This window comes from Palleronia sediminis, from assembly GCF_004358695.1.
Classification (GTDB): Bacteria; Pseudomonadota; Alphaproteobacteria; order Rhodobacterales; family Rhodobacteraceae; genus Palleronia; species Palleronia sediminis.
Map to the genome: position 1 here is coordinate 56,350 of NZ_SNAA01000016.1, position 26,232 is coordinate 82,581.

At 63.7% G+C, this 26,232-nt stretch carries 21 protein-coding genes and 2 pseudogenes; 4 read left to right on the forward strand and 19 right to left on the reverse strand.

Going from position 1 to position 26,232, the window contains the following annotated elements; translation table 11 throughout:
• Position 1 precedes the first annotated feature (1 nt).
• A complete protein-coding gene (locus tag E2L08_RS13495) occupies positions 2-823 on the forward strand; it encodes an ATP-binding cassette domain-containing protein (RefSeq protein WP_133397614.1) in 822 nt (273 codons plus the stop codon).
• 129 nt (positions 824-952) lie between these two features.
• Here the strand turns inward: E2L08_RS13495 and E2L08_RS13500 are convergent, their stop codons facing one another.
• From E2L08_RS13500 to pepD, 18 genes are all read right to left on the reverse strand, one after another.
• On the reverse strand, positions 953-1,891 hold the full coding sequence (locus E2L08_RS13500; protein WP_133397615.1) for an HAD-IIA family hydrolase: 939 nt from the start codon (positions 1,889-1,891) through the stop codon (positions 953-955).
• Complete coding sequence (locus tag E2L08_RS13505; RefSeq protein ID WP_133397616.1) at positions 1,878-3,401, reverse strand: xylulokinase; 1,524 nt, start codon at positions 3,399-3,401, stop codon at positions 1,878-1,880. Before E2L08_RS13505 ends, E2L08_RS13500 begins: the two co-directional genes overlap by 14 nt.
• Positions 3,398-4,867, reverse strand: coding sequence for an iron-containing alcohol dehydrogenase (locus tag E2L08_RS13510; protein ID WP_133397617.1), 1,470 nt, complete (start codon positions 4,865-4,867; stop codon positions 3,398-3,400). Before E2L08_RS13510 ends, E2L08_RS13505 begins: the two co-directional genes overlap by 4 nt.
• Before the next feature lie 20 nt (positions 4,868-4,887).
• Positions 4,888-5,904 (reverse strand): ABC transporter permease, encoded by a 1,017-nt coding sequence (locus E2L08_RS13515; RefSeq protein WP_133397618.1) that lies wholly within the window; start codon positions 5,902-5,904, stop codon positions 4,888-4,890.
• A gap of 42 nt (positions 5,905-5,946) precedes the next feature.
• Positions 5,947-7,443, reverse strand: a complete 1,497-nt coding sequence (locus E2L08_RS13520; RefSeq protein ID WP_133397619.1) for a sugar ABC transporter ATP-binding protein — start codon at positions 7,441-7,443, stop codon at positions 5,947-5,949.
• 75 nt (positions 7,444-7,518) lie between these two features.
• Positions 7,519-8,496 carry a substrate-binding domain-containing protein gene (locus tag E2L08_RS13525; RefSeq protein WP_133397620.1) on the reverse strand — a complete coding sequence of 326 codons (978 nt, stop codon included), beginning with the start codon at positions 8,494-8,496 and terminating at the stop codon, positions 7,519-7,521.
• A 91-nt stretch (positions 8,497-8,587) separates the two neighbouring features.
• Positions 8,588-9,265 (reverse strand): 2-oxo acid dehydrogenase subunit E2, encoded by a 678-nt coding sequence (locus tag E2L08_RS13530; protein ID WP_133397621.1) that lies wholly within the window; start codon positions 9,263-9,265, stop codon positions 8,588-8,590.
• 15 nt (positions 9,266-9,280) lie between these two features.
• The gene (locus E2L08_RS13535; protein ID WP_133397622.1) at positions 9,281-10,141 is read right to left on the reverse strand and encodes a class II fructose-bisphosphate aldolase; all 861 of its coding nucleotides are present in this window, start codon (positions 10,139-10,141) and stop codon (positions 9,281-9,283) included.
• Complete coding sequence (locus E2L08_RS13540) at positions 10,138-11,865, reverse strand: glycerol-3-phosphate dehydrogenase/oxidase (protein ID WP_133397623.1); 1,728 nt, start codon at positions 11,863-11,865, stop codon at positions 10,138-10,140. The genes E2L08_RS13535 and E2L08_RS13540 overlap by 4 nt, the downstream gene beginning before the upstream one ends.
• Positions 11,866-11,922: 57 nt before the next feature.
• Positions 11,923-12,165, reverse strand: a complete 243-nt coding sequence (locus E2L08_RS13545) for a biotin/lipoyl-containing protein (protein WP_114237641.1) — start codon at positions 12,163-12,165, stop codon at positions 11,923-11,925.
• Complete coding sequence (locus E2L08_RS13550) at positions 12,162-13,193, reverse strand: alpha-ketoacid dehydrogenase subunit beta (protein ID WP_133397624.1); 1,032 nt, start codon at positions 13,191-13,193, stop codon at positions 12,162-12,164. Before E2L08_RS13550 ends, E2L08_RS13545 begins: the two co-directional genes overlap by 4 nt.
• Entirely contained in the window at positions 13,190-14,194 is a 1,005-nt protein-coding gene (locus E2L08_RS13555) for a thiamine pyrophosphate-dependent dehydrogenase E1 component subunit alpha (RefSeq protein WP_206077019.1), read from the reverse strand. The genes E2L08_RS13550 and E2L08_RS13555 overlap by 4 nt, the downstream gene beginning before the upstream one ends.
• A 254-nt stretch (positions 14,195-14,448) precedes the next feature.
• Positions 14,449-15,471, reverse strand: a complete 1,023-nt coding sequence (locus E2L08_RS13560) for an ABC transporter permease (RefSeq protein WP_133397625.1) — start codon at positions 15,469-15,471, stop codon at positions 14,449-14,451.
• Positions 15,468-16,997: a sugar ABC transporter ATP-binding protein gene (locus tag E2L08_RS13565; RefSeq protein WP_168771156.1), complete on the reverse strand. Its 1,530-nt coding sequence runs from the start codon at positions 16,995-16,997 to the stop codon at positions 15,468-15,470. The genes E2L08_RS13560 and E2L08_RS13565 overlap by 4 nt, the downstream gene beginning before the upstream one ends.
• A complete protein-coding gene (locus E2L08_RS13570) occupies positions 16,994-18,034 on the reverse strand; it encodes an ABC transporter permease (protein ID WP_133397627.1) in 1,041 nt (346 codons plus the stop codon). The genes E2L08_RS13565 and E2L08_RS13570 overlap by 4 nt, the downstream gene beginning before the upstream one ends.
• A gap of 92 nt (positions 18,035-18,126) precedes the next feature.
• Positions 18,127-19,290, reverse strand: a complete 1,164-nt coding sequence (locus tag E2L08_RS13575; protein ID WP_168771157.1) for a sugar ABC transporter substrate-binding protein — start codon at positions 19,288-19,290, stop codon at positions 18,127-18,129.
• Between the two features lie 40 nt (positions 19,291-19,330).
• Positions 19,331-20,569: an epoxide hydrolase family protein gene (locus E2L08_RS13580; RefSeq protein WP_133397629.1), complete on the reverse strand. Its 1,239-nt coding sequence runs from the start codon at positions 20,567-20,569 to the stop codon at positions 19,331-19,333.
• A 40-nt stretch (positions 20,570-20,609) separates the two neighbouring features.
• The gene (gene pepD / locus E2L08_RS13585) at positions 20,610-22,127 is read right to left on the reverse strand and encodes a beta-Ala-His dipeptidase (protein WP_133397630.1); all 1,518 of its coding nucleotides are present in this window, start codon (positions 22,125-22,127) and stop codon (positions 20,610-20,612) included.
• Positions 22,128-22,397: 270 nt separating this feature from the next.
• Here pepD and E2L08_RS13590 point away from each other — a divergent pair, with 270 nt between their 5' ends.
• The 3 genes and pseudogenes from E2L08_RS13590 to lipA form a co-directional block, all read left to right on the forward strand.
• Complete coding sequence (locus E2L08_RS13590; RefSeq protein WP_168771158.1) at positions 22,398-23,342, forward strand: sugar-binding transcriptional regulator; 945 nt, start codon at positions 22,398-22,400, stop codon at positions 23,340-23,342.
• 78 nt (positions 23,343-23,420) lie between these two features.
• On the forward strand, positions 23,421-24,917 hold the full coding sequence (locus tag E2L08_RS13595) for an FGGY-family carbohydrate kinase (protein WP_133397632.1): 1,497 nt from the start codon (positions 23,421-23,423) through the stop codon (positions 24,915-24,917).
• Positions 24,918-24,925: 8 nt separating this feature from the next.
• Positions 24,926-25,867: pseudogene (lipA, locus tag E2L08_RS13600) on the forward strand (lipoyl synthase); the annotation flags it as partial.
• Between the two features lie 257 nt (positions 25,868-26,124).
• On the opposite strand, the pseudogene E2L08_RS13605 reads toward lipA, so the two are convergent.
• Positions 26,125-26,232, reverse strand: a pseudogene (locus E2L08_RS13605) (IS5/IS1182 family transposase); the annotation flags it as partial.

Sequence of the window (26,232 nt, forward strand, 5' to 3'; positions counted from 1 at the left end):
CATGACCCGGGACGGCACGTTCCACCACGGCGATCCCGCCGCCGGCAAGACGCCGATTATCGAGATGCGCAACATCGAAAAACATTTCGGCAGCGTGATCGCGCTGGCGGGCGTCAGCTTCGACGTCCGGCCCGGCGAATGTCACTGCCTTCTGGGCGATAATGGCGCGGGCAAATCGACCTTCATCAAGGTGATGTCGGGGGTGCACAAGCCCACCGCCGGTGAGATCCGGTTCGAAGGCAAGCCGATGCATTTCGAGGATCCGCGCGACGCCATCTCGGCCGGGATCGCCACGGTGCACCAGCATCTCGCGATGATCCCGCTGATGAGCGTGTCGCGGAATTTCTTCATGGGCAACGAGCCCGAGCGCAAGGTCGCGGGGATCCGGTTCTTCGACAAGAAGCGCGCGGATGCCGTGACCATGGAAGAGATGCGCAAGATGGGCATCAACCTGCGCGGCCCCGACCAGGCGGTCGGCACCCTCTCGGGCGGCGAGCGCCAGACGGTTGCCATCGCCCGCGCCGTCCATTTCGGTGCCAAGATCCTGATCCTCGACGAACCGACCTCGGCGCTCGGCGTGCGCCAGACCTCGAACGTGCTGGCGACGATCGACCGGGTGCGCAAACAAGGGATCGGCGTGGTCTTCATCAGCCACAACGTCCGCCACGCCCTCGCCGTCGGAGACCGCTTCACCGTGCTCAACCGCGGCAAGACGCTGGGCACGGCGGAACGCGGCGGCATCACGCCCGAAGAGCTCCAGGACCTCATGGCCGGCGGCCAGGAACTCGCCCTCCTCGAAGGATCCCTCGGCGGCACGGTGTGATTTTTCGGCCGTAGAGGTTGCGGGGGCGGGGCGATGGGGGGGAGGCCTTTGGCCTGATAAGTGGTGTTCTCTGGCGTTGTCGACTGACGATATTGAGCCCGAACCCATCCGTGATATTCGAACAGGCAGTCAGATCGAACGCATGACGATATCGGGGACGATCCCGCTCGCGCGGGTGTAGCGACCGACGTCGCGGCCGGCGAAAAGCCCGTGATCCGTTACCAGGATCGTATCGAGGCCGGCCGCCTGCCCGCCGAGAATGTCGGTGTGCAGGGTATCGCCGATCATGGCATACCGCCCGGGCGCGATCCCTGCACATGCCATGGAAAACGCTTCCCGGTAGGGTTTCCCGAACAAGCGCGGCGTTGCTCCGGTCCTGTCCTGGAATTCGTGCGCCCAGAAACCCGGCTCGATCGTCAGACCGCTTTCGCGCGGAGCCACAAGGTCGGGATTTCCCACGACGACGGGACGCGGCCGTTGCAAAACCTCCGCCACGAGCCGATCCTGCAACTCTGATGTCCATCGAGCCGAAGACAGGAAGAGAAATCCATCGGCGTCCTTCCAGTCCGCTCCGGGATCAAGGAGGTCGAAGATGTCCACGTCGGGAGCATCTTCGAAGACATCTTCTTCCGCCGCGATGGCACCCCAGCGCAGACCGGACGCCACGCTTTCGAGATGATCGAGGGTCACATCCCGACTCGAGACGATTTCATCCTGCGCGACATCGAGCCCGAGACGTCGGTACTTCTCAAATGCCGCCTTGCTTGTATAGCTTGCGGCGTTTGTCAGAATCCGGATGAGCTTGCCTTTGCGCCGCAGAGCACCGAGGCATTCCGCGGCTCCGGCGATGGCCGTCTCGCCGACATTGAGGACGCCGAAGCTGTCGAACAAAAACCCGTCGTAGTCGTGCGCAACGGAAAGGAGATCCGGCGCCGGTTTCGCTTGTCCGCCGGGTCCGGCTTGAGGCAGGCGTGGGCGGATCGCCTCGTACCGGTCGAAGGCCGCGTCCACCGTCAGGGTGTTGGCCTCTGCGGCCGATATGGCCGTCCGGGCGTCAGGCAATGTCATTCGCAACGTCCTTGAGCCGGCGGAAATGATCGCGAAGAGCCGGGTAGATGTCCTTGTATACGTCGAACATGCGGTCGTATTTTTCACCTGCCACCGGGTCCGGCTCGTAAAGCCGCCCGGGATGGCTCATCGCCTCGGCGGCCTCGGCAATACCGTTGTGCAATCCTGTTGCCGAAGCGGCGAGCATGGCCGCCCCGAGACAGGTCGCTTCGGGCTCGCTCGCCACCTCGACGGGGCGATGAAGCATGTCGGCGAGCATCTGGCACCAGAGCTGGCTTCGAGAGCCGCCGCCCATGATACGGAACGTTTCGGTCACGCTTCCTGTGGCGGCCTCGGCGCCGGTCGTCGACAGGCGCTGTTCCATCGACAGGCCCTCGAGGATCGCACGGTAGACGTGTGCCTTGCCGTGTCGCCCGGTAAGGCCGAAAAAAACGCCGCGCGCGTTGCTGTCCCAATATGGCGTCAGCGAGCCGGTAAGGTAGGGCAGCGCGATGAGGCCGTCCGCCCCGATCGGCAACCCGGCAGCGGCGCTTTCGAGGATCTGTTCCGGGATCACGCCCAGTCCGAAGGCGTCGGAGGGAACGCCGGAAAACCGGTCGACGAACCAGGTAATGTTGTAGGTGCCGCCGCCGAAGAACGTCTCGGTCAGATAGGAGCCGGGCAAGCCTCCCGCCATCGTCCGAAAGCTTCTATCGGTCCGGTAGTCCGCTGCGAAGCTGCCGGAGACGATCCCGGTGCCAAGATTGAGATAAGCCTGTCCGGGCCGGACGATCCCCACGCCCAACCCCGCGGACTGGCCGTCGCCAAGACCCGCAACCACCGGAAGGCCGGAATTGAGGCCGAGATCTTCGGCCACGGTGGCACGGAGGGATCCGACGACTGTTCCAGGCGCATGAACTTCTCCGAAATGGTGCTTTTGAAGCCCAAGCGCGTCGATCAGGCCGCCGTGGAGTTGAAAGGTCTCGAGGTCCAGCACCCCCAGTGGATCGACGCTGCCGTAAGAGGTCTGCCATTCGCCGGTCAGCCGGTTCACAAGGTAGGTGTGAACGTCGACGACCTTGTGCGCGCTCTCCAGCAGCTTCCGCTCACGGGCCTTGAGCCAAAGCAGCTTGTACCAGCTCGTCGCCGTGTTCGGCGGCTTGCCGGTGATCCGATGCACTTCCTCGCTGCCGTGCTCGGCCACCTCGGCCGTCGCACGCGTGTCGAGCCAGAGCATCGCGGGGCGCAGAGCATGACCAGCCTCGTCCAGGCAAGCGAAGGTTTCGCGCTGATGCGTGATCGAAATCGCGGCGAGACGGGACGGCGCGATCTGACGGCAGGCCTGACCGATGGCATCCGACGTGGCGCGCCACCAGTCGACAGGATCCTGCTCGCCCCAGCCCGGCTTCGGCGCCGTATGCCTCATCGTGGCGCGACCCATGCTGAGTGCCCTGCCCTCGCAATCCCACACCACGGCCTTCGCGGCGGTGGTCGAGCAGTCGATGCCGAGAACGAGATCCCCGCCGCTCATGCAGCCTCCTTCCGCTCGGCGGCGCGGCACGCGTCTTCTACGCGCCTGACGACCCGGTCGACGCCCGCCTCGTCCCACCAGCCGGCAAGAACGAGGAGATCGGCGATGGTGCCGCGTTCGCGCATGAACTGACAATTGGCCACCGTCCAGCGCATCAGGTCTTCGCCGACGACAGGATCGAGATCGCTGAACCGCTTTGGAGCAGATGCGCGGTGCAGACAGGCGGCGATCTCGTGCGATCCGAGAACGAGGGCATCATGGCCGCGACGAAGGTCCTGCCAATCGGCAAAGGTTTCCTCGATCCGGTCGCGGGATGCGTGCCAACGCTTCATCTTGGTGAGGTAGCGTGTCCAGCATTCGCGTCCGATGCGCCCGGTTGGATCGAGACCGGCGAAGGCGTCCTTTACCCGGGTCTCGAAGGCATCGACCCCCGGGAACATGCGGGCGATGTCGAGGCCCTCTTCGTCGATCCGGGCGCAGAACTCCTCCCAAGCGGCCATGCGGATGACGGAACCGACCCCGACCTGCGCGCCGTGAAGTCCGGTGGGTTCCCCCCTCTCGCCCGCGACCATGTCCAGCATGTGGCTGAAAAGATGCTCCATCCCCGAGAGGGATGCGGTCGTGCCGCCGGTGCCGGTGACGATGCCCCGCATGGCGAGGGCTTCGGCGAGGCGCGTGGTGGCTCCGGGCTCGGCCCTGCTGATGCCGGCGGACCATTCCTCGACGCCCTCGCCGCACAGGGCGAGGATATCGATAAGCACCGGGGCGAATGTGTTATCGAGACCGAGTTCGTTCGCCAGGAACCAGTCGCCCGGGGCGCTATAGATCGACAGCAGCTCGCCAAATCCCGAGGCGTTCAGGATCAGCGGCGCCTGAGAAATTGTCACAGTGTCGATCAGCACCGCGTCGGGCCAGCGGCTCGGCAAGGTCGTCTTCACACCGTTTTGGAGGACCACGGCGAAGTTGTCCGTGTATCCGTCGACGGAGGCGGCGGTCTGTATGACGACCTGCACCGGGACGCCTGCCCGTTCGCATGCGACCTTGGCCACGTCCGTGATCGTGCCGCCTCCTACGGAAACGATGCAATCCGCTCCGATCGAGCGTTCGGCCGCCTCCGCGAGGATGGGTTCGTCGGCGTGCAACACCGGATGCCCGTCGTCAAGGATAACGACCGTTGTGTCGAAGCCCGAAAGAAGTTCCGCGACGAGGTCCTTGAGCGGCTTGCCGTCGCGCCTGATGACGATAGGGTCGACGAGCATGCGGATCTTTGCGTTGCTGCCCGACGGACGCCCCGCTTCGGACAACATTCTGCGAACGACTTCGGCGAGATCGTCGAGCACCGTATCGCCGATACGGAGATCGGTCATACCCAGCGAGGTGAACTGCGCGTTCGCGTCGTTTTCCGCGAGCACCTCGCGGATCCGGTCGAGCCGCGAGAGGTCGGAAAGTTTGAGATCCAATGCCATGAACTTGTCCCCTTTCTGTTTCAATTCGCGGTTTTGCGGTCCAGCATCACGGCGATGATGATTGCGATACCGATAACGACCGGTTGCAGGTTTGGGGACACGTTCAAAAGAGCCATACCATTGCGAAGCACGCCGATGATAAGTAGGCCGATGAACGTACCGAGCATGCCCCCCGATCCCCCGGCCAGGCTCGCCCCACCGATCACCACGACGGCGATGACGCTCAGCAGATCGCTTATGCCGGCAGTCGGATGCGCGCTGTCGAGGCGGGCGCCCAGCACGAGAGAGGCCACCGCTGCCAGGAAACCCGCGATGACGTAGACGAGGATCTTTACCTGCCGCGTGTTGATGCCGGAAAGCCGCGCGACCTCCTCGGAGCCGCCGATCGCGTACAGAGACCGGCCCGTGGGACGGAAGGTCAGCCACCATGCGACAGTCAGGAAAATCGTCACCATCAGCAGCGACTCGAATGGCAAACCGAAAATGCGGAGCGACGCAAGCCCTGTGAACCAATCGGGAAAACCCGTCACCGGACCGCCATTGGTGACGTAAAGTGCGAGGCCCGAGCATGCCGACATGGTCGCGAGCGTCGCCACGAAAGGCTGAACGCGCCCGTAGGTCGAGAGAACTCCGTTGACGAGGCCCACGAGCGCACCGACCCCGAGGCCGACGAGGCTCGAAAAGACGAAGGGCACGCCAAAATCGCGGTAGAGCCAGGCGTTGACCATCAGGCTCAGTGCGACGACCGCACCCACCGAGAGATCGATGCCGCCGATAAGGATGACGAGTGCCGCCCCGACCGCCATGATCCCGATCTCGGAGATCTGGCTGAAGATGTTGACCAGATTACGCTCTGTCAGGAAGTAAGGCGACATCCACGAAAATGCGATGCAGACCGCAATCAGCCCGATAAGCGGCCCCGGGACTTGTCGCAGGACGCTCCCGCCGAGCGCCACCAGGCGCTCCGAGCTCGTTTGCGCCTCGGAGTTGCGGCCCGCCTTTACCGGCTCGTCCGTATTGGAATTGGCGTGTGACATGACGGTACTTTGCCTCCCCATTTTCGATCCGGTCCGTATCGCTCAACCACTGACCGCCAGCGACATCACGCGCTCCGGAGTTGCCTCCTCACGGGACAATATCCCGCTCTGCCTTCCCTCGCTCATCACCAGGATGCGGTGCGACAGGCCGAGGACCTCTTCGAGTTCCGACGACACCACGATGATGCCCATCCCGGCTGAAGCCAGTTCTCGCAGGATCTTGTAGATCGCCATCTTTGCGCCGACGTCGACGCCGCGGGTCGGTTCGTCGACGATGAGGACGCGCGGCTCTTCCACGAGCCACTTCGCGAGCAGCACCTTCTGCTGATTGCCGCCCGACATCGCGCCGACCGGAAGGCTCATCCGGCCGCGGATATCGAAGCGGTACTTCTGGGCTTCGCCGATCTCCGCCACCCTGCGGCCCGTGATCTGGCCGAACTTCGCCAGCTTTTTTTCCCAAGGCAGGGTAATGTTCTCGGATGCGGAACGGTCGAGGTTCAGCCCCTGGCCCTTGCGGTCCTCCGGGACCATGAAGATCCCTGCCTTCATCGCGCCCTTGGGGCTACGAAACCGGATGCCACGGCCGTCGACGCTGATCGTGCCCCGGTCGAGGCGGTCCGCGCCGGCAATCGTGCGAACGACATCGGTACGCCCGGCGCCGATCAGGCCGGCCATGCCGAGGATCTCACCCTCGTATAGATCGAACGACACGCCCTCGAAGGCGCCTGAATGGCCAGCGTCTCGGACCTCCAGCACGACCTTGTCGCGCGAGGGCGAAGGCGGGTGATGCTTGAAGGTGAACTCGCGCCCGACCATCGCATTGATCATCTCGTCCTTGGGCACCGGCCTTTCGGTCCAGTGGGACACACGGTGGCCGTCGCGCAGGCAGACGACCTCATCGGCGAGTTCCCGAACCTCGTCGAGACGATGCGAGACGTAAATGACCCCGACGCCTTCGGACTTGAGCTTCTGCACCTGACCCATGATCTGCTCGGCCTCGGTCTCGCCGACAGCAGCGGTCGGCTCGTCGAAGATCACATAGCGGGGGTTGCGGAGTATCGCCTTGGCGATCTCGATGCCCTGCTGCACGGCCATGGTCAGTCCGCGCACGGGCCGACGCGGATCGACATGCACACCGAGGGTGGCCAGCACTGCGCGTGCTTTCTCCTCCATATAGCGGCGGTCGATGCGGCCGGCCTTCATCGGCAGCGCCCCGAGGAACAGGTTCTCGGCAACCGAAAGGCCCGGCAGCAGGCGGATTTCCTGATGAATGAGGGCGACGCCGCGTTGGATCGCGTCTGACGGCGAATGCGGTTCGTAGGGTTGCCCGTCCAGCCACATGCGGCCGTCCGTAGGGGCGACCACTCCGGCGACCAGGGAATTGAAGGTCGACTTGCCGGCGCCGTTCTCGCCGATCAGACCGACGCACGTGCCCGGCGCCAGAAAGAGATCCACGGATTTCAGAACGCTGATCGGGCCGTAGTTCTTGACGAGACCGCGACATTCCAGACCTTTCGGGGAGGGTGCGTTCGTTTCCATGACTTGCTCCGAACAATCGGGTCGTGTTTCCGGGAGGCGGAATGGGTCCGAACCAATGGCTCGGACCCTCCTGGATCACTTCATCTCGTCCGCTGCCGGACCGTAGAAGTCCGACGGCTGGTACTCGTCGATGTTATCCGCGGTCAGCAGCACGGCATCCTGGTACTGAAGCTCGGGAATGGAATCGCCCTCGCCGTTCATGATCTTCATGGCGTCCTGTACGGCCATCATGCCCATCTGGTACGGGATCTGTGCCATGGTCGCCTGCACGAACCCCTCGCGGATAGCGTCGAACATGGTGGGAAATCCGTCGATCCCCACGGACAGCAGGTCATCGCGGCCGGCCTGGCGGGCGGCCTTGGCGGCGCCAAGGGCCATTGCGTCGCTTTCGCCGAAGACGGCCTCGAGTTCCGGGTTCGCAGTCAGGATGTTCTGGGTGGCCCGGAACGCCTCGTTTTCGTCCCAGTTCGCCGTCTGCGTGGCCACGACCTCGATGTCGGGGTAGTTCTCCAACGCCTCGTTGCAGCCTTGGGTACGCTGGATCTCGGCAGTCGAGCCCAGGACGCCTTTGAGGATGGCCAGCTGTCCTTCGCCGCCCATCTGATCGAACAGCCACGAGCAGAGATCCCGCGCCGCCTTGACACTGTCTGTGGCAATGAAGGTGGCGATGTCGCCGTCTCCCGACTCCGGCCGCTGGTCAACGGCGATCACCGGAACGCCGGCGGTGTTGGCGGCCTTGACGCCGGCGGCCGCGGCCGTGGAATCCTGAGATATGAAGAGCAGCGCATCGGGCTGCTGGACCAGCAGGTTCTGGACCTGACTGATCTGCTCGCGGGAGTTGTTGTTCGCCGAGGCGACATTGAAATCGAGCCCGGCTTCCTCGGCGGCGGCGCGCATCCCGTCGACCGCCGCAATGTAGAACAGCGATTTCTGATCTGCGACTGAGGCAGCGATCAGCCCGTCCTGGGCGGAAGCTCCCGTGCTCCCGAGGGCGAGAAAGGCACCGCCCAGAAGGCTGCCGATGACAGTCCGGCGAGTGGTGGTGTATTCCATGTGTGTTCTCCTCCGATAAATGGTTAGTGGTGTTGCGGTTATCGTTTCGGATCCTGACCGCTTCAGGCAGGGTATCCGTCCGCTCGACGCGTCATGCGGCCGCCTCGTGGCCTTCGAGACGGGCCTTGAGCGCGGCAAGGAACCGGGCTGACGCCGCCCCGTCGACCGCGCGGTGATCGCTGGTCAGGGAGAGTTCGGCGATGTCCCGCCATTCGGGCGCACCACCGTTCCAGACCTGGCGCCGGTTCGTCGCGCCGATAGCGAGGATCGCGACCTGCGGCGGATTGATGATCGCGGTGAATCGGGTGACGCCGAACATTCCGAGATTCGACACGGTGAACGTGCCGCCGGAAACCTCGCGAATTCCGATCTTGCCGTCCCGGACCTTTGCGACCAACGTCTTCCGGCGCTCCGCGATCTCGGTCAGGGACAGTGCCTCGGCGTTGTGAATGACAGGCACCGTCAGTCCTCGATCGGAAGCCACCGCCAGCCCGATATTCACGGTGCCGTACTCGATCACGCGATCCTCCCGAAAATGGGCATTGATCCACGGATGCTCGACGAGGGTCGCGGCGCAGTCGGCAAGCAGGATGTCGGTGACCGTCACGCCGTCGGCGCGGCGAGCGAGGACGTTCTCCATCGCAACTTCGACGGTCACGCCGAACATCGGTGCCGACCATGCCGTACCCATGTGGCGCGCCATGATCTTTTCGGTTTTCGACAGCAGCCGCTCGCGGCCTTCGGGTTCCAGCGTAACTGTATCGGCCATCTCATGACCCTCCGTTCAAGCGGCGCGCGGCAAGGACGACTTGTCGGCGCAACCGTAGAGGCGGAGCTTTTCCACAGTCGCATCGACCATGCGCGCCCGACCCTCGGCCATCGCCTCTTCGAGCTGTCGGTCGCCCTTGGCCCAAACGGATTCGAAACCCTTGCGGAAAGCATGGCGGAGATCGGTGTCGGCGTTGAACTTGTGTACGCCGGCCTCCATCGCATCGGCGACTTCCCGATCTGTCAGGCCAGAGGCTCCGTGCAGGACCAGGGGAATTCCGGTCGCCTGCCGTATCTCGTGGATCCGGTCGATATTGATGGGTTCGAGCGGAATGTCGGGAATGACGCCGTGCACTATGCCCACGGAAATCGCGAGGTAGTCGACACCGGTCTCGGCGACGAAGCGGCGGGCCTCCTCGACGTCGGTGTAGTATTCGTTCCAATCGACCTTCACCCCGACGTCGGGGATCTTGCCCAGTTCCGCCTCGACCGGAATGCCGAAGGCATGCGCGATCTCGACGATCTTCCGGGTCGACTGGATGTTCTCTTCGAAAGGCAGGTGAGCCCCGTCGTACATCACTGACGCGAACCCGAGACGGATCGCTTCGAGCACCTCGTCCCACGATCCGTGGTCGAGGTGGATGACGTATTCGGCGGCGGAGCGCTCGGCGATCCGAGACGTCATTTCAAAGGCGCGACGGACTCCCATGTGCGGGATGATCGCACGGCCGACCTGAAGAAAAATCGGGGAATTTGCCTTTTCGGCGGCCCAGACGAGGGCCTCGGTCGTCTCTTCGTTGTGCATGTTGAAGGCCCCGGCGGCATAGCCTCCCGCCTGCGCATTCGCGATGATGGACCTGGGATCGGACTGGGTCATGACGGCTGTCCTTCGAGGTTGTTCGACCGTTCGGTCGATTTGGCAAGACTGGCTTCGGCCGCAGGCGCTTGTCGCCCCGGCACGCCAAAGCGCTGGATGTATTTGCGATAGGCCGCGATCTCGCGCTCTCGCCGGTGGGCACTCCACCCCTGGTCCCGCGCGAGAATGTCGGCTGCGCGCTCGAGCGTGTCCTGCCCGCAGGTGGCGTTGAGGCCGACCATGATCCGGCGGATCAGGGCATCGGTCAGCGTGCGGCAGAACTCTGCCCGGTAGGTAAAGACAAGCTCCGCCCCGATCGCGCCGCTGTCTGGGTCGAATATCTCCAGAAGCGCGGGATCTTCGCGGCCGATGGCCAGGACCTCTTCCGCCCGCGCGCCGTAGATTCCGATCAGCCTGTCCAGCCTGTCATCGCCAATGCCGTAGGTTCGGGCGAGGCCCTGCCGAAATGACACCCAGTCGCCGACGCGCGCGCCGGGAAAGAGCGTTTTCGCGGTCGTACAAGGCATCGCCTTCATGCCGAGTTGCTTGTACACGACGTCGACCGTCTCTTCGGCAAGGCTCCGATAGGTGGTCAATTTGCCGCCGATGATCGACAAAAGCCCCCTCAGCCGGGGCGCGTGATCGTGGATCACGTGGCTGCGGGGCACCTTCCACTCCGACTGTTTCGGAACATAGGGCAAGGGCCTGACGCCGCTATACGTATAGAGGATGTCATCTTTGGTGAGGTTCGCTGTCGGGACGAGGCTGTTGACTTCTCCGAGGAGGTATTCGACCTCGGAGATGTCGGCGCGGGCCGTGTCCGGATCGTCGTCGAACTTTTTGTCGGTCGTCCCGATGAGGTAACGATCGCCCCAGGGAATGATCAGCACGAGCCGTCCGTCGGTGCGGCTCTCGTAATAGACTACGTCGTCCGGAGCGCCGGGAAAGGGATTGACGATCAGGTGACTGCCCTTGGCGCCGCCAATATAGCGTTTGTCGTCGCCCTTGGCCCCGCCCACGACCTCATCGACCCAGGGGCCGGCGGCGTTCACCACGATCCTCGCCGAAAGCTCATTGCGCTCTCCGGTCAGGACATCGGTGAACAGTACACCGGTCACGCGTCCATCGTCGTCGAGGAACCCGTCGACCTTGGCATACGTGAAGATGTGCGCGCCCTCGGCGTGGGCCGCCAGCACGACTTCCACACAAAGCCGCTCCGACCAGACGACCTGGCCATCCATGAAGATCGCGCATCCGTCGAGGCCGTCCGGATTGATTCCGGGGAAACGCTCCAGCGTTTCGCGTCGCGATAATGTCTTGTGCGAGGCCGTCGTCTTGTCGAACGACAGGACATCGTAGGCCATCATCCCGGCGCGCAGGGTCCAGCGAGACCGCTGATTGTGCCGGTAGAACGGGATCATGAGCGGCACCGGCTTTACCAAATGCGGAGCCAGCCGGAACAGGCGTTCCCGCTCGCGAAGCGACTCGCGGACGAGTGCGACGTCGCCCTGTTCGAGATAGCGCAGGCCGCCATGGATCAGGCGGCCCGACCAGCTCGACGTGCCGCTTCCGATGTCTTCCTTTTCGACGAGGGCCACGCGCAGGCCGCGTGCAGCGGCGTCGCGCGCGATCCCCGCGCCGTTGATGCCAGCCCCGATCACCACAAGATCGAAGACGCCGCCGGCTTTCGGGGCCTTGCTGCCCCGGTCGCCGCCTGGGCCGATATCTCCGTTGACGTCGGTCATCTCGGTCTCTCGCCTAGCTTCGCCGCCGGATCCGCCGGGATCGGCGATCGGTGGGGCTCAGTCGTCGGTTTCGATGATTGCCAGCACGGAGCGGACCTTGGCCTCTTCGCCCTTCTGGACGAGGATCTCGGTCAAGATGCCGGTGGCGGGGGACTCGAGTTCCTGGGTGGCCTTTTCGGCCTCGATCTCGGCGAGCGCCTCGTCCTCCTCGACCCGGTCACCAACCTTTTTCATCCAATCGGTGACCGTTCCCTCGCTCATTCCCATGCCCCACTGGGGCAACAACACCTCGACCTTCATGCCGAAATCCTTTCTTTTACGGCTTCTTCCAGTCCGACCACCTGACGGATCGCTGCGGCAATCTTTTCGGTCGTCGGGTAGAGCTGGGCCTCCAGCGCAGGGCTGAAGGGAATCTGCATGTTCGGCGCGGTCAGCCGCCGGATCGGAGCACGCAGCGCGTCCTGCGCCTCCTCGGCGACCGTTGCGGCGATCTCGGCCGTCGCGCCGCAGGCCCGATGCGCGGGCTCGGCCAGAACCAGTCGACCGGTTTTCCGAACCGACTCCACGATCGTCGCGGTATCGAGGGGAACCAGCGTACGCGGGTCGATAACCTCGCAGGAAATACCGTGTTCTTCGGCCATGGCTTCGGCGGCCTTCAGTGCAAGCGGCAGCGAACCCGAGATGCCCACGACGGTCACGTCCGAGCCCTCGCGGCGGATGCGTGCCTTGCCGAAGGGAATGCGGTACTCCTTGTCCTCGATCTCTTCCTTAAGGCCCCAGAGTGGCACCGCTTCGAAGGACATGACCGGGTCGTCGCTGTCGATGGCCTGACGCAGCAGCCCCTTGGCGTCGCTCGCAGAGGCCGGCGCGATGATCTTGAGCCCGGGCACGTTCATGAACATCGGGTATGGCCTGTCCGAATGGTGGGCCCCCGTGTTCAGGCCGTAGAACATGGCCGAGCGGAAAACGACCGGCACCGAGCTCTGGCCGCCGAACATGTACCGGTTCTTGGCCGCCTGGTTGACCAGCTGGTCCATCGCCATGTACAGAAACGAGGAATAGCTGAGGTCGACGATGGGGCGGAGGCCGGTCATTGCGGCGCCGATCGCGGCGCCGACGATCGCCTCTTCCGAAATCGGTGTGTTGCGGATGCGGCGATTGCCGAATTGCTCGACGAAATCGCCCTTTTCGGCGCGCTGCTTGCCGCCGCCGGTCGTGCCGTAGACGTTGGCCTCCACATCCTCGCCGATGATGATCACGCGCTCGTCGGCAATCATCGCTTCCTGCTGCGCAGCGCCTATCGCGCCGATATAGGTCATCACGCTCATAGAACGGCCTCCAGGTCGTACGGGTCGGTGTAGAGATCTTCGAAGGCCGCCTTCGGCTCGGGGTCGGGGCTCTCCATCGTGAAGGTCACGCAATCCTCGACTTCCTGCGCGATCGCGTCGGCGAGAGCGTCCAGCTCGGCCTCCGATGCCACCCCTTCTGCGATGAGCCACGCGCGGTGCGCCTGGATCGGATCTCTGGCCAGCCAGATCTCGCGCTCGTTGGTGTCGCGATAGTCGACGTTGATACGGAGCCCCTCGGAATGCTCGCGATAACGATATGTCATCACTTCCACCAAGGTCGGTCCGTCTCCGCGGCGGCCCCGCGCGGCGGCCTCGCTCACGGCTTCGTGGACATCGAGGACATTCTGCCCGTTCTCGACACGCACACCCGGCATCCCGAAGCCGGCAGCACGGTCGACGATCCGCCCGCCGGTCACGGTGTGCGCCGGCGTCGAAAGTGCGTAATGATTGTTTTCACAAAGAAAGATTACGGGCAGCTTCCAGGCCGAGGCGAGGTTCATGCTCTCGTAGAGGACGCCCTGGTTGGCCGCGCCGTCACCGAAGAAGCACATGGCGACCCGATCTTCGCCCAGCGTCTGCGCCGAAAGCCCGGCGCCCACGGCGATCGGGATCGAGGAGCCGGTAATCCCGCTCTCGCCAAGGCTGCCATGCGCGTAATCGGCAAGGTGCAGCGAGCCGCCCTTGCCGCGACACACGCCCGTGGCTTTGCCGACGAGCTCGGCCATGAGCGGTCCGAGAGGCGATCCCATGCCGATCGGATGGCCGTGGCTGCGATGGTTACCGGTGATGTGATCGCCCTTCCGGAGCGCCATGCACGCACCCACGACCTGCGCCTCCTGGCCGATGCTCGTGTGCACCGTGCCGGGGATGTAGCCACGCTTCACCATCTTCGATGCACGCTCGTCGAACAGCCGGATGCGGATCATCCGACGCTGCATTTCAAGCAGGGTGTCGTTCTGAAGGTCGGCTTTCCGAAGCATTCACCGTTCCTTTAAGTCATATGTTCCATCTGGGGACATTCGTTTCACAGACAGAGATTCGGTGCAATGATTAATTTGATCTGACTAAAGTCATTTGCGTCACACGTCTAAAAGCTTCATGAATTCAGGGATCTGGCCGCAGCCGGAAGTGCCGCCCTCGTTCCGACGAACAAGACCGATGACCGCGGAGAGGCGGCTTCGCGACTAAAGGCAGCATTCAGAGCGGGGCGGCGCCGAGGCCGCCCCCGATCGTCTCACTTGATGACCGCACCACGAGTGCGGGAGGTGGTCAGTGCGACGATGACGATGATGAAGATCCCGTAGACGAGGCTCTGCGCCTGCGCGCCGAACCCGAGCGCCTGCGCCGCAATCGGCACGAAGGCGACGGTCAATGCGCCAAAGACCACGTTGATCGGGTTTGCTTGGCCGCCTGAGATCGAGGTTCCGCCGACCAGTGCGGCGGCGATACCGGGCAACAGAAGGTTGCTACCGAGCCCGCTCGCGGAGGCCGATCCAGCCTGCGCGACGATCGCCAGGCCTGCCAGGCCGGACGCGAAACCGGAGATCGCAAATGCAATGATCTTCGCCTGCTTGTTCGGCACGGCCGACAGGATCGCCCCGGACTCGTTCTTGCCCACGGCGGTCATGTTCTGACCGATGATCGTAAAGCGAAGCAGGGCCCAGAAAAAGATGGCGGCGAACACGCCGATCCAGAACGTAAGCGGCACGCTCAGCACCTTGATCGTATGCAGCGCCGTCACGAGGTCGCGGTTCTCGGACACATAAATCGTCTCGGACCCGCTGGTCACGAGCGCCGCCGTCTGCAGGATGCCAAGCGTGCCGAGGGTCAGCGCGAAGGATGGCACCTGGGTATAGGCCAGGATGGCGCCATTGACTGCGCCGATGAGCGTGAGGACGATCAGGACCGCAATCATCGCGACGATTCCGGCATCGGGAATGGTCAGCGCGAAGATGATCGCGCCGAAAAGCGCGATGGCGGCATTCGAGAGGTCGATCGAGCCGGTATTGAGGACCATCGCCTGACCGAGCGCCACGAGCAGGATGGGCGCGGCTGACGTCGTTGCGATCGAGATGCCGAAGGGCCCGAGATAGGCGGGATTTGCGATTCCGACCACCAGGAGGATGGCAAAGAACACGAGGGGCGGCGCGATGACGTGCCAGCTGACCATCCGGCGGAGACGCACAAGGGTGGCGGCCACCTTGTCCGGTCGGTCGAGGGCCTCGACGTTTGCGGGAGTGCCGGATCTGTAGGTCATACCATCTCCGATACGATTTCGCGCACGTCGAGTTCGCCAGCGCTGCGCATGTCATGTCGTGCAGAAACTCGCCCGTCCTTCAGGACCAGAATTTCATCCGCCATCTCGAGGGCTTCTTCGATCGTGTCTGGAATCAACACGACGGCCGTTCCGTTGTCGCAGGCCTTGCGGATCTCGCGATTGACGGCCTGGGAGACGCCGACATCCAGACCGCGCAGCGGGTGATCGAGGATCAGGACCTTGAGTTCGGGGTTGTTCAGCCACTTCGCGAGCACGACCTTCTGCTGGTTGCCGCCCGAGAACTGGGCCAGCGGCTGGTGGATGTCGTTGGGGCTGACGCCGAGCCGGTTGAACCATTGCTGCGCAATGTGCGCCATCTTTCGCGGCCTGAGGAACGGCCCGACGCGGGCATGTTCGGGATGAACGAGGGCGATGTTCCGGGTGCCGGGATAGCCTCCGATCATGCCTTCCACCTTTCGCTCGGCGGGAACGTATGCCAGCCCAGCACGAACCGCCTTGGCGATGGTCCAGCGAGAAACGGCCTTTCCGTTCACCTCGATCGTGCCGGCGTCGAACGTCTCGGCCCCGAAGAGGGCCCTTGCGAGCGCCCCGCGTCCCGATCCGTTCGTCCCGACGAGCGCGACGATCTCGCCGGGGCGGACAGCGAAGCTCACGTTGTCGAAGCGCCCGTGTCGCGTCAGATTGCGGACCTCGATGGCTGCCTGACCCTCTTTCGACGGCGCCGCCCGAGACCGCATGGCGACTGAAGGCGTCTCGTGGACCATTGCCCGGAACAATTCATCCTTCGTCACGCCCTCGGTGAGGCGATCGCTTGTCAGTTCGCCGTGCCGCATGACCACCACGCGGTCGCAGATGCGCAGCACCTCGTCCAGCCGGTGGGAAACGAAGATGACGCTCGCAAATTCTCGGAGCTTCCTGATCTCTCGCTCCAGCACCTCGACTTCGGCCTGTTCGAGGACCGCGGTCGGTTCATCAAGGATGATGAGCGGCGTGCCGGACTTGTCCGGATTCACGCTTACCGCGCGGGCGATCTCGACCATCTGACGATCGACGAAACCGAGATCACCCACACGCGTCCGCGAGTCGAGGTCGACGCCGATCTTCTCCAGCACCTTTTGCGCTTCACGATTGATCCGGCCCCAATCATGGATGCCGAAACGGCTGAGACCCTGCCGCTCGATGTTCTGGTGCTCGATGTTCTCGGCGACGGTCAGATTGGTAAAGAGCGACTGTTCCTGATGGACGACACCGACACCGGCTTTCAGGGCGTCGTTTGGGCCTTTGAAGTTGGCGACCTTTCCGTTGATCTCCATCCGCCCCTCGTCCGGCCGCTCGATCCCGGCTAGGATCTTCAGCAGGGTCGACTTGCCGGCGCCGTTCTCACCGGTGAGGCCGATCACCTCCCCCTTGCGGATCTCGAGGGACACCGATCGAACGGCCTTGATCTTGCCGAAGGAGCGGGAGACGTTCGTCAGTCTGAGGACGACAGGTGCATCGGGTTTCATTTCGCCACCTTCAGCCGGCCGCGCTCGGGCCATGCAACGGCGATGATCGCGAACAGAAGGATCAGTCCGAAAACGCCGGATTGATAGTCGGGGTCGACGCCCGCAAGGACGAGCCCGTTGTTCAAGATGATCAGCAGGACGACCCCCAGGGCGGAGCGGATCATGCCGCCTTCGCCACCGCCCAGCGCCGTGCCGCCGATCACCGCCGCAGGAATGACGACGAAGAGCTGGCCGAAGCCGATGTCGGTCGATCCCGAACCCAGCTGCATCGTCGCGAGGATGCCGGCCAGGCCGCCGAGAAGCCCGGCGATCGCGAACGCGCCTATCTTGTAGACGTTCACCGGCATGCCGGACATCCGCGCGATCGGTTCGTTATTGCCGATCGCCATCAGTCCCCGGCCGAGATTGGTGTAGTTCGAGATCAGCAGGCCGAACAGAAGAACGAGGGCGGCAAGCCAGAACGCGTGAGGCAAGCCGAGCGTAAGGCCGGTCGGCCAGCGGGCGAGCGCCTCGCTCGTGAGGCTCGGCAGAGAATTGTTGCCGTAGAGCAGGATCGCGATGCCGAGCCCCACATACCACGTCCCGAGAGAGACGACGAAGGAAGGCACCTTCAGCTTAGCGTAGATTACCCCGGTCATGAGGCCGAGCGACATGCCCAGTACAAGCGCGATGAGCCACGCCCACAAACCGAGGTCGATCATCGTCCGCGTGTTCGGCGAAAGCAGGATCCAGGTCATGCCGGCCGCGCCCATGATGCCCTCGATCGACAGATCGATGGATCCCATCTGGATCACGAGCGTCGCGCCGACGACCAGGATCAGAGGGACAGACACCTGAAAGAGCACGTTTTGCAGGTTCTCGATGCTCGCAAATCTCGGATTTAGGAATGAGAAGACGACGATCAAGACAACGAGTGCGGCAAGGAGTCCGATCGGTCCCTTGGCACCTTCGGCAAAGAGACGCCGCATCGAGGCGCTGCCGTTCCTCTTCATGCCGGCCGCTCCGCGCGGGCCGTCTTCGTGCATCACGCTGGTCATGTCGGCTCCTCGGGCTGTGGATTTCGTCGAGATTCGATCGCTACTCCGGCCGGGTCGGTTGGACGGCCCGGCCGGAGAGGGTTCGCCCGATGTCAGCTTTCCGGCAGAACTTCGACGCCGCCACCGACAAGCGGCACAGGCTCAGTGTCCCAGGGGCCGTTCGCGATCAGCCGCTCGACGAATTCGGCCGGGGCGCCCTCTTCGTCATACTGCAGGTACTGCTCATAGTTCTCCGGCGTGACGCAGCTCAGCTTGAAGAAGCTCTCGCGCTTGTTGTCCTCGAGCTCGCTGGGGACGATCTGACCGGACGCGGCGAGATAGGCCGTGTAGAGGCCGATGGCCGAGGCCATGTAGCCACGATGGAAGGTCTCGCCGACGATGGCGTTGTTGCCTCGGCCCGATTTGATGTCCTCCAGCGTCTTGGGATACAGTCCGTCGGAGGCGAACTTGACCCGGTCGAGCAGGCCCGCGTTCTCGAAGGACTGCATGGCCCCAATCTGCATGCCGTCATCCGCGCTCCAGACACCGTCGATCTGGTCGCCGTACTTGACGATCAGGTCGCGGGCATTGCGCGCGCCGAGTTGCGGATCCCAGTTGGACGGGCGCTCCTCCAAGATATTGATGCCGGGGTAGTTCTCGGCGATCTCGGCCCTGAAACCGGCCACACGGGTCTTCGACGTCGTGCTGTCCTGCACGCCCGGCAGAAGGATCACATCGCCTTCGCCGCCCAGCGCTTCGGCCAGCGCCTGAGCGCCGCAGCGACCCGAGTCGACACCAGTATGCTTCTGGAACGCGACGAAATTGTCGCCGACATCCTGCGGCTTGTACTCGTCGGGCTTGTTCCACCAGATCGTGACGTAGCCGCCTGCCTGCTTGACCGCCTCGACAATGGTCGGCGCGTCGGAGCTTGCCACGGTGTTGACGAACATGATCGGTTTCTTGCCGCTCGCCAGGATCGCGTAGATCGACGAGATCGACGTCTGCGACGAGTTGTTCGAGTTGACGATCTCGAGCGGAATGCCGAGCGCCTCGGAGATCGCCTCGGCGCCTTCGATGTTCGAGATCATGTAGGGGTTCGTCGTGTTGATCACCGATGCGACGATCACCCACTCGTCAGGATTGAAGCCCTCGGGATGCTCGACAGTCTGGGCGTCCGCGCCGGTGGCGCCGAGACCGGCGATCAGCGCTGCGGCAACGGCTGCTGCGCCGAAGGCGCGGCGCGTCGGACCGGTAAGTTTCATGGTCAGGATCTTCATAGGTCTCTCCTCCTCATCGCTTTCGTGGGACAGTCGGGGGTCAGGCTCGCAGCCCGCCGAAGAAGGTGCGGACGTCGTCGACGAACAGCTCCGGCACCTCGAGCGGAGCGAAGTGACCGCCTTCGTCGTGAACCCGGTACTGCTGCAGATTGAAGTACTTCTCGGTCCAGCTGCGCGGCGGTTTGTAGATCTCGCCGGGGAAGATCGAGACCGCGGTCGGCACGCCCACGACCGGGAAGCGGTCATGGCTCGGCGACCAAGGGTTGCCGCGGCATTCCCAATAGTAGCGTGACGAGGTACCGCCGGTTTTGGTCAGGAAATAGACCGCCGCCGTGGTGACGAGATCCTCTTTCGGCCAGACCTTTTCGAATGGCTCGGTTCCGGCGCCGCGTTCGGCAAGGCCCCAGAAATATCGCTTTTCGGTGATCCAAGCGAGCTGACCGGCAGGGGAATCCGTGACAAGAGCCGCCAGCGTCTGCGGCTTGGTCAACTGAATTTCACCGTACCCGCTTTCGTTCTCGACGAAGTGCTTGCCGCGCTCGAACCATCCCTCCTCGTCCGCCGCGTACTCGTTCCTCGCGGGAAGTCCGAGGATCGGATCGAACTCGATGCCTTCGGGCTGGTCGGGATGCGACGGCAGGTAATGGCTCATCTGAGCCGGGAAATGCGTGTAAACGCCGATAACGTCCTTCTCATACTTGTGGCCGTGCTGCTGCGCCACGAGCGCCCCCCAATCGCCGCCGGCCGTCGCGTATTTCTCGTAGCCGAGGACGTCCTTCATGAGGGCGTTCTCCAGATCCGCGGTATGCCAGAAGTTCCAGCCGGTCTTCTTCAAGGGCGAGGAGAATCCGTAGCCGGGCAGCGAGATCAGAACGACGTCGAAGCTGTCCTCGGCCTTGCCCCCATGCGCCTCGGGATCGGTAAGCGGGCCAATCACCTTGCGCAGGTCCCAGAACGTCCATGGCCAGCCGTGGTGAATCAGAAGCGGCATCGGGTTGGAGCCTTTGCCCTTCACGTGGATGAAGTGCAGCGGCACGCCCATCAGGTCGATCTTGAACTGCGGCAGTTCGTTCATCCGCCGCTCGACGTCGCGCCAGTCATACTCGTTGATCCAGTAGTCGACGAGCGTGCGGTGGTAGGCCGTGTTGTAGCCATACCTCCAGTCATCGTTGGCGAAGTCGTCAGGAAAGCGCGTGCGCTTCAGACGCTCCATCATGTCATCGAGATCGGCATCCGGGATCTCGATTTTGAACGGACGGATCTCGTGGTCTAGCGGCATCAATGCCCCTCCCCTTTGAAGTCCCGCGCGGAATGCGCGCTCAGTCTTTCAGATTGGCCATCACGTCCTTGATCAGGGGCCAGACGCGCGCCGCGGACGTGTGATCCATGCTTTCCTTGGGCGAATGCAGATCGTAGAGGTTCGTCCCGATCCCGATCGTGTCGAGACCATCGATCCGCTGCGTGAACATCCCGAGCTCCAGGCTGCAGACCGACACCAGGACATCCGGTTTCCTGCCCATGACCCGTTCGTAACAGCCCTTGGCGATCTCGAGCATCCGGCTCTCCGGATTCCAGGGGAACTCGGGCGCATCGAGCCCGATCTGCTTTGCGCTGACGCCCGCGCCGGCGAGTTCGGCAAGCATCATCATCTGGTCGAGGACGGCGTGCTTGCGCGAGGTGACGGCGCTGGTGATCGTGCTGGTGATCTCCACCCGGTCACCTGCCGTCCGCAAAAGCCCGATGTTGTTCGATGTCTCCCAATTACCCTCGACCTCGAGGTTCTGGTTGATGATCCCGTTCGGCAGAAGCGCGATCGCCTGAACGAGCTTGGCCGCGGATGCGTCGGACATGACGCGCTCGATGGTCACGTCCGGACGAGCGACCGTGATCCGCATGTCCGGGTCGGAGATCCGGAACTCGTGCCTGATCTTGCCCGCGAGGTCGCGGACGGCCTCTTCGACGGTGTCGGCGGCGTCCGGATCGACGAGGATCAGCGCCTCGGCCTCCGCCGGGATGACATTGTTCTGCACGCCGCCCGAGACATTCGCGATTCGGACAGCGCCGTCCTGCATCGCCTGACGCAGAAGGCGCCCGATGAGCGCAATGGAATTGCCGCGCTCTAAGTGAATGTCGAATTCGCAGTGGCCGCCGAGCAGGCCGCGAATGTCGATCAGCATCGCGACGCCCGCATCGTCCGGCACCTGCCAATCGGCGTCGACATCTATCCGGCAGGTTACGTCGCCAGAACATCCGGCGAGGAGTTGCTTCTCTTCGATCCAGTTGAAGTCGATCATCCGCTTGCCGGTGAGCTTGGTCAGATCGACGTTGTCGCCTCCGACCTTCCCCATCTCTTCCATAACGGTCATCACGCATTCGAGCGGCGGGTGGGGAATGTCGTCGGAGTCGAGCAGGGCAAGCATGTAGGAAATGCCAAGCCCGTTATCGGCGCCGAGAGTCGTGCCCTCCGCGCGGATACGGTCGCCGTCGACCTTCAGTTTGACCCCGTCCCTGGCGAAGTCATGGCTGACGCCTTCGTCGAGCTTGCACACCATGTCGATATGGCCGTGCAGGATGACTGTCGGGGAGTGTTCGTAGCCCGGCGTGCCGGGCTTCTTGACGATCATGTTGTCGAGATCGTCGCGATGGTACTCGAGATCGCGTGCCTTCGCGAATTCGGCAACGTAGTCGGCGGCGTCCTTCTCATGTTGCGAGCAGCGGTGCCGGGCGCTCAGCTCCTCGAAGAAGAACATCACCTCGCGCGGCTCTATGTTCTCGAGCACGCGCGCCGCCGCGCCGGTTTCCTTCGCCCGCTCCGGAGCCTTCACATCCATGATCATGTCTCCTCCCCCTCAGGTCCGGGCCAGCGCTAACGCGGCATCCCGAAACTGTGCCAACCTCACAGCTGGACCAAATGTCTCTAATTTGGACTTATGTATCATCAAGGCTTATGCTGTGGCAACGAATATTTTGTTGTGGTAGTAGTCAATTGCGTCATGCGGACAGCAAGTTATTGATGTAAAATAAACAAATACGGTTCGGGCATGCGGAAGAAGTCGAAGCGGGCAACAGGGCCCGCCCTGCCGCTGCCGCACACTCAGGAGAAAGACATGAACGAATTTGACAGGCGCAGCAGCGAACCGGCCAGGGCGGCGTGGCTCTATTACGCGGAGGAGCTCACCCAAAGCCAGGTAGCCGACAAGCTGGGGGTAAGCCGGAGCACGGTAATTCGCCTGCTCAGGCGCGCCAAGGAGAGTGGCCTGGTCCAGATTTCTCTTGGGGTCTCCTCAGAGACTTTCGCCACCGAAAGAGACCTCGAAGACAAGTATGGGCTGAAGAAGGCGCGAATCGTCCCGGTAGCGGAAACCGAAGAGATGCAGCGGCGCTGGCTCGGGCAGGTCGCTGGCGAAGCGCTGATCGAGATGGTCAAGAGCAACTCTACCGTCGCTGTCAGCTGGGGTCGCACGATGCTTGCGATGGCCGATTCCCTCACCGGGGAAGCGCCGACAAGCAACATGGAGATCGTCGCGCTGATCGGTGGGCTCCATAATGCGAGCCGCGGCACCAACCCCTACGAAGTGGCGGAGCAACTGGGGAAGTATTTCGGAGCGCCCGCGCGCGCCCTGTACGCGCCGGTTTATGTAAAGAATGCCGCAACCGCCGAGGGCCTGCGCGACGACCCGGGCCTCAGCGAGGCACTCGATCTCGCGCGAAACGCGGATCTTGTCGCTTTCAGTATCGGCGCCCTGAGCGACGACGCGACGATGCTGAGTCTCGGCTACGTCAATCCGGAAGAGCGCGACTTCCTCGCGGCCCGTGGCGCAGTCGGGGATATTGCCTGTCGCTGGGTGGACAGCAATGGTGCCGAAGTGGAGATGCCGGACACCATTCATCCCATCGGCATCTCGCTCAGCAGCCTGCGCAAGATCCCCGACCGTCTGGCCGTTGCGGGCGGTCCCGACAAGATCGACGTCCTCCGGGCCAGCCTCGTGGGAGGCTACGTGACGCACCTCATCACGGATGAAGCGAGCGCGGCAACGCTCCTTTCGAGCTGAGCGGCTTTCTGAAGCACTTGTCCTATTGAAGCACATATGCTTCAATGGGTGACGAGAAGGCGGAAGGGAGGCGAGGACATGCTACTCGGAATCGATCTTGGCACCTCGATGACGAAGGCCGCCGCATTCGATCTGGACGGCACCTGCCTCGCCGTATCCTCGCGCAAGCCAACGCTTCGGCATCTTGGAAACGGGCGGATCGAACAGGACTTCGAGGACGTGGTTCGACTGGTGTCGGAGGTCGTTCGGGAGGTCGTTGCGGATGCAGGACGTGTTCCGGAAGCAATCGGTATCACCGGGCAGAGCGATGGCCTTTGGCTGCTGGATGACAATGCTCGCCCCGTCCGCTCTGCCATCTCCTGGCTCGACAACAGGGGCAGCCCCTATCTGCAGGGCTGGATGGACAGCGGGGTCTACGAGGAGGTTTTCCGGCGGAACGGCAATGCGATCTTCCCCGGCTCTCACGCGCCCTTCATGGCGGCGCTGGCGCATGAGGATCCGGGCGCGCTCGGCCGGGCAAGGACAGCGAGCTACCTCAAGGACGGCATCCTGCAGCGGCTGACCGGCGTGCGCGTCACCGACGCTTCGGACGCCTCACTGCCGTTTCTCGATACCCGCACCCGAAAATACGACCCAAAGATTTTGGAGCTGCTCGGGCTCTCCGACTGTGCCCGTCTGCTGGCGCCGGTGATGCCCGCGCCCGGGCAGGCATTCCCGCTTTCGGCCGAAGGGGCCCGGCTGACCGGCCTGTCAGAGGGTGTGCCGGTCCACGCAGGGCCCTTCGACATCGTCGCCTGCGCCGTCGGCGCCGGCGTCGACCGGGTCGGGGACGGCCTTGTCATCTTGGGGACGACGCTGGCCTGCGAAGTATTGGTCGACCGTGTGGATACCAGCGGAGAGCCTGTCGGCATGACGCTGTGCATGCCGCAAGAAGGCCGGTGGATGCGCGCCCTTCCGGCGACTGTCGGCACCGCCTCGCTGGACTGGATTCTCGATCTGATCGGCGCCGAATGCACACAGGTCGAGGCGCTCCTCGCCCAGAGCCGGCCCGGCGCCAACGGCGTGACCGCCCTGCCCTACTTCTCGGCCACGGGCGAGCGCGCGCCCTTTGCCGATGTCCGGGCGAGAGGCCAGTTATGCGGCCTCAGCACGGGCACCTCGAAAGGCGACATTGTCATGGCGATCTGCGAGGCGGTCGCCTATGCCACGCGGCACTGCGTTGAGGCGGCCGGTCTGTCGGGGCAGCTTTCGGTCTCAGGCGGGGGCGCGAATTCGGTGGCATGGAGCCAGATGATAGCGGATGTCCTGCAATGCCCGCTTGCCATCGCACCGAAACCCGAGGTCGGTGCACGCGGGGCGTGCCTTGCGGCAGCCGATATCGTCGGGATCGACTGCGATCGCACCGCCTGGACGAAGGCCAGTGGCGTCATCGAGCCACGAGCCCGGTTGCGCGACCATTACGAAGCGGGCTTCGGGCATTATCTCGAGACCGTCGAAGCGGCGCGTCGGCTATGGCACAGGCCGGAAAAAGACCGGCTGGCCGTCGCAAGCCACCCTCCCCTCGTTTCTGCATGAGGACCGTCATGCCTCGCGACCTCACGATCCCCGACCAGCGCCATCCCGAAAAGGCGCATCGACCCGAGACTGCGCGCCAGCCCAAGCCCGCGTGGATTCGCGTCAAGGCGCCCACCTCCGCCGGCTACCGCGCCACCCGCGACACCATCCGCGAGCACCGCCTCGTCACCGTCTGCGAAGAGGCGGGATGCCCCAATGTCGGCGAATGCTGGTCCCAAGGCCACGCCACAATGATGATCATGGGCGAGATCTGCACCCGCGGATGCACGTTCTGCAACGTCGCGACCGGCCGCCCCGACAATCTCGACACGTTCGAGCCCGGACGGGTCGCAGATGCGGTCGCCAGGCTCGGCCTTAACCATGTCGTCGTCACCTCGGTCGACCGTGACGACCTTGCCGATGGCGGGGCCGGGCATTTCGCCCAGACCATCCGCGCCATCCGCCACCGTGCCCCCGGAACCACGATCGAGGTACTGACACCCGATTTCCTGCGTTGCGGCCCCGAGGCTCTCGAGACCGTGGTCGCCGCCCGCCCCGACGTCTTCAACCACAACCTCGAAACGGTTCCCGGCCTCTATCCCGAGGTCCGCCCCGGCGCCCGATATTTCCATTCGCTCCGACTGTTGCAGCGCGTGAAGGAACTCGACCCTCAAATATTCACCAAGTCCGGCATCATGGTAGGCCTCGGCGAGGACCGCCAGTCCGTCCTTCAGGTCATGGACGACATGCGCTCCGCCTCGGTCGACTTTTTGACCATCGGACAGTATCTTCAGCCCACATCGCGCCATCACGCCGTCGTACGTTTTATACATCCCGACGAGTTCGGCGCCTTCGAGCGGGCCGCCTGGGGCAAGGGCTTTCTCATGGTGAGCGCCACGCCCCTGACCCGTTCGAGCTATCATGCCGGGAACGATTTTCAGCGGCTCCGCGAGGCCCGCAGAAAGGGCCTGCGTATGGCAATGGACAACGGGCTCAATAATCAGGAATCACGGATGGAAAAATGGAGCGGCCACGAGGGTACGGGCGGCGACGAAGCCTCCCTCTCAAGCAGCGGTAATCCAAGGGGCATTACGTGAGCCCCGTCGGCGCCCTGAAGGGGGAGTTACCTGCCGCTGAACTTTGGTCCAGCGGCGCCCGGAGCCTCGGCCATTTCGGTTGCGCCGCGGGGCTCGGGTCGAGCAACCATTGAAGACGCTAGGGTCAGGATTCATAACCAGAACATGACGGTTGCGGCGAGGGCGATGGCGGAGAGGAAGACCTTCGGGCATCTGTCGTAGCGGGTGGCGATGCGACGCCAGTCTTTCAACCTACCGAA